Raw genomic sequence first — 3,580 nt, 5'->3', positions numbered from 1 at the left:
GTTTTTTCAGATATTTTGAAATCAAAGATTTTACGATTATCATTTTTTTAATTCTGGTTTTATTGCTGAAAGCTTTTGCAACTTCTTTCACGATCTTTGGTGGCGGAAACGGCGGTAATTTTGCCCCTTCTCTTTTTGCGGGAGGAACAGTAGGTTATCTTTTTGCAGTTGTCTGTCAGCAGATTGGCTTTACAGAAGTTCCTGTTACGAATCTTGTTCTGGTAGGAATGGCGGGAGCGATGAGCGGCGTAATGTATGCTCCTTTAACAGCTATCTTCCTGATTGCAGAATCCAGTTTTGGGTATGATCTTTTTATTCCGCTGATGATTGTTTCCATTATTTCTTATCTGATTGCTAAATGGTTCTCTCCTATTTCTCCGGAACTGAAATCTTTGGCAGATCAGGGGAAAATTTTCACGAATAAGCATGATAAAAACATTCTTTTTTCTTTAAAAACAGAAGAATTTATCGACAGATATTCTCAGACAATTAACGAGAATGCTCCTGTTACTGAATTATTTGAATTGGTAAAAAGTGGTAATAAAAATATTTTTGCGGTAATAAATGAAGACCAGGTTTTAAGAGGAATTTTAACACTGGATGATATCAGACCTTACTTATTTAGCAATGATGAAGTTTCCGCAACAATTATTCAGATCATGAAAGCCCCACCTGCAATTATCCGTCCGGAAGATCAGCCTCTTGAGATCCTTCAGACCTTTGATGATACCGGTGTCTGGAATTTGCCTGTGGTGGATTCTGATAATCAATTTATAGGATTTATATCTAAGTCAACGATATTAATGAGTTACCGACAGCTTTTAAAAGAATATTCCGAATAGGATTTTTTAAGATTGAGTAAAAATATTTTCATCATCAACAAAAAAGACCGACAGAAATGCCGGTCTTTATATTTTAAATTTCATTGAATTAAACTCCTCCCATCACATACATATTTTCCATTGTAGGAACCGGACTTCCGCCCTTTTTTTCCAGTGTAATGGCAAAAGCCTGAGCATTGGTGATATTGGCAAGAGCAATCTTGCTGTCTTTTTCTTCAGTGTACATACCTGCATCCACAGGTTTTCCGTCTGCAATCGCCCAAAGCTGATACTGCATTCCTTCCGGAGCTTTTGGTAAACTTTCGGCATCTAGATAAACATCTTTAGTCTTGGTATCCCAAAAAACCATTGCTTTGGAATCGGTGTGTTTTTCTACACCTTTCAGTTTTACCATTTTCATATCAGGGTTGGAAATCATTTCCATTTTCTGATTCATTTTCTGCATTGCGAGATTCTGAGCATTTTTCTCAGTCTCCATTTTTGCAATAGCTTCTTTAGTTTCTTTCTGGCTGTTCATCCAGAAAATATTTCCGCCAACGCTTACCAGAAGCAGAACCGATGCTGCAACGGTATATACTTTCCAGTTATTATGTCCCTGAATTCTTATCTCTTCCTGTGGTTTTGCTGCAGGAATATCCGCAGAAAATACGTGTTTTTCTTCTTCAACAGTCTGTTCCTGCTGAATTCTGTTCCAAACCTTTGATTTTAAATCTGCCGGAGGAGCGACTGCCTGTGCCGTTGCAAGATCTTCCAGTGTTTTCTGTGCTTCTTCAAAAGCAGTTTTTACTTCTGCATTGTTTTTCATCACACACTCCAAAATACCTGCCTCCTCAGGAGAAGCAAGACCTAGAATATAAGATTCTATGATTCCGGATGATATGTATTCTTTAGTGTTCAATTTATTGATAATCTTTTAGCAAATCTTTTAATTTCATAAGTGCATTCCTCATTTTAGTTTTAACCGTTCCCAGCGGTATCTTCAGTTTTTCGGATATTTCGTTTTGTGTATATCCCTGATAATACGCGAGATCGATAAGTTCCTTTTTGTCAGTTTCCAGACTTTCAAGCACACTGGCAAAACCGATATAATCGGAAGAATCATTAGTCGTTGAAAGCTCTGTAGAATCATATACGAAATCTGGAAGCGATTGGTTTTTCAGTTCATTCTGAAAACCTTTGGATTTTAAATAATCGATCGCTGTATTTCTTGCTATATTAATCATCCAGGTATAAAACCTGCCCTTCGAAGCATCATATTGGTGGATAGAATTCCATATTTTAACAAAAACGTCCTGAATGATCTCTTCTGTATATTCCTTAGACTGAACAATTCGAAGAATTACTCCGTACAACGCACCTGAATAGTGATCATACAGATGATGAAAACCGGTTTCGTTTTTTTCTTTTAATAAAACGATTAGCTGCTCTTCAGAATATTTTGTTTTAATAGTAAATTTTTTACCCACCAAAAATAACAATAATATTAATCATAACCAAATTTTAAAAATTCTTTTAAATCCTTATTAAATGTACGTATATGTTAACAGATTATGAATAATATACCACTATATTAAAATAAAAACAAAATTTAATGCACTGTTTTTCAATTGATTGTGATTTTTATTCAATTTTTTAAATCCAAAATAAAACCGAGTTCGTAAATGATTTTAAGAACAGACAAATCAAATAATTTATCATTAAAAATCAAAAAGAAATGAATACAAGATCAAAAATCGCAGTTTTAGGAATGGTGGCTTTATCATTCGCTTTCAGTGGAAACGCTACCGCACAGACAATGAAGGAAAAAACAGTAATGGTTGGCGGAGCGCCGATGTATCCTTCAAAAAACATTATCGAGAATGCAGTAAATTCTAAAGATCACAAAACATTGGTGGCTGCCGTAAAAGCTGCAGGTCTTGTAGAAACTTTACAGGGAGCAGGACCTTTCACAGTATTTGCGCCTACAGATGCAGCTTTTGCAAAACTTCCAAAAGGAACAGTAGCGAATCTTGTAAAGCCTGAAAATAAAGAAATGCTTACAAAAATTCTTACTTATCATGTTCTACCGGGAAAATACAGCTCTAAACAAGTTTGGGCAGCTGTAAAAGCAGGAAATGGTAAAGCAATGATGAAAACAATAGAAGGTGAAGAACTTACTTTCTGGGCAAAAGGTAAAAATCTTTATGTAAGAGATGCTAAAGGAAACGATGCAAAAGTAACCATTGCAGACGTTAACCAATCCAATGGTGTAATTCATGTTATCGATACGGTATTAATGCCATAATAATTTTTAAGTGTGAGAAACAGCATAATATTTATGCTGTTTTCTTTCAAACTTATCTAAAACACATTAACAATATATAAATCTCTACACTAAAAAATAATATTATGAAAAAAACTATTAATGTGTCTAACCAGGGAGCGACTCTGGATACAGGCAGAAGAAATTTTTTGAAACTGAGCGGTGTAGGTCTTGCTCTTGCAGGTCTTACCATGATCGGTTGTGATGACGATAATTTCGATATGGTTGAAAATAACGTTTTCGACCTTGGAAAAGGTGATGTGGGTGTATTAAATTACGCTTATGCACTTGAACAGTTGGAAGCAGATTTCTATACTAAGGTTGTTAATAATTTCTATTCCGGAATATCAAATGCCGAAAAACAACTTTTTACAGATCTTTATCATCATGAAGTAATCCACAGAGACTTCTTTAAGGCAGCGATCAGCGGAGCAAC

The 3,580-nt window shown here is 35.2% G+C and carries 5 protein-coding genes; 3 read left to right on the top strand and 2 right to left on the bottom strand.

Features of this window, described 5'->3' with window-relative positions; translation table 11 throughout:
- Window positions 1-842: chloride channel protein (locus tag WFK35_RS21415; protein ID WP_336734558.1), on the top strand; the 842-nt coding region annotated here is incomplete at its 5' end.
- A gap of 88 nt (window positions 843-930) precedes the next feature.
- On the opposite strand, the gene WFK35_RS21410 is transcribed toward WFK35_RS21415, so the two are convergent.
- Both WFK35_RS21410 and WFK35_RS21405 read right to left on the bottom strand, forming a co-directional pair.
- Window positions 931-1,740 (bottom strand): anti-sigma factor, encoded by an 810-nt coding sequence (locus tag WFK35_RS21410; RefSeq protein ID WP_336734556.1) that lies wholly within the window; start codon window positions 1,738-1,740, stop codon window positions 931-933.
- A gap of 1 nt (window position 1,741) precedes the next feature.
- Window positions 1,742-2,308: an RNA polymerase sigma factor gene (locus WFK35_RS21405; RefSeq protein WP_336734560.1), complete on the bottom strand. Its 567-nt coding sequence runs from the start codon at window positions 2,306-2,308 to the stop codon at window positions 1,742-1,744.
- Window positions 2,309-2,556: 248 nt separating this feature from the next.
- Between WFK35_RS21405 and WFK35_RS21400 the strand changes: the two genes are divergently transcribed.
- A complete protein-coding gene (locus tag WFK35_RS21400; protein WP_336734555.1) occupies window positions 2,557-3,126 on the top strand; it encodes a fasciclin domain-containing protein in 570 nt (189 codons plus the stop codon).
- A gap of 104 nt (window positions 3,127-3,230) precedes the next feature.
- A partial coding sequence (locus tag WFK35_RS21395; RefSeq protein WP_336734554.1) for a ferritin-like domain-containing protein occupies window positions 3,231-3,580 on the top strand: 350 nt, incomplete at its 3' end.

Origin of the sequence: Chryseobacterium sp. VD8, from assembly GCF_037149975.1 — a bacterium.
GTDB classification, from domain to species: domain Bacteria; phylum Bacteroidota; class Bacteroidia; order Flavobacteriales; family Weeksellaceae; genus Chryseobacterium; species Chryseobacterium indicum.
This window is presented reverse-complemented; position numbering and strand designations above follow the sequence as displayed.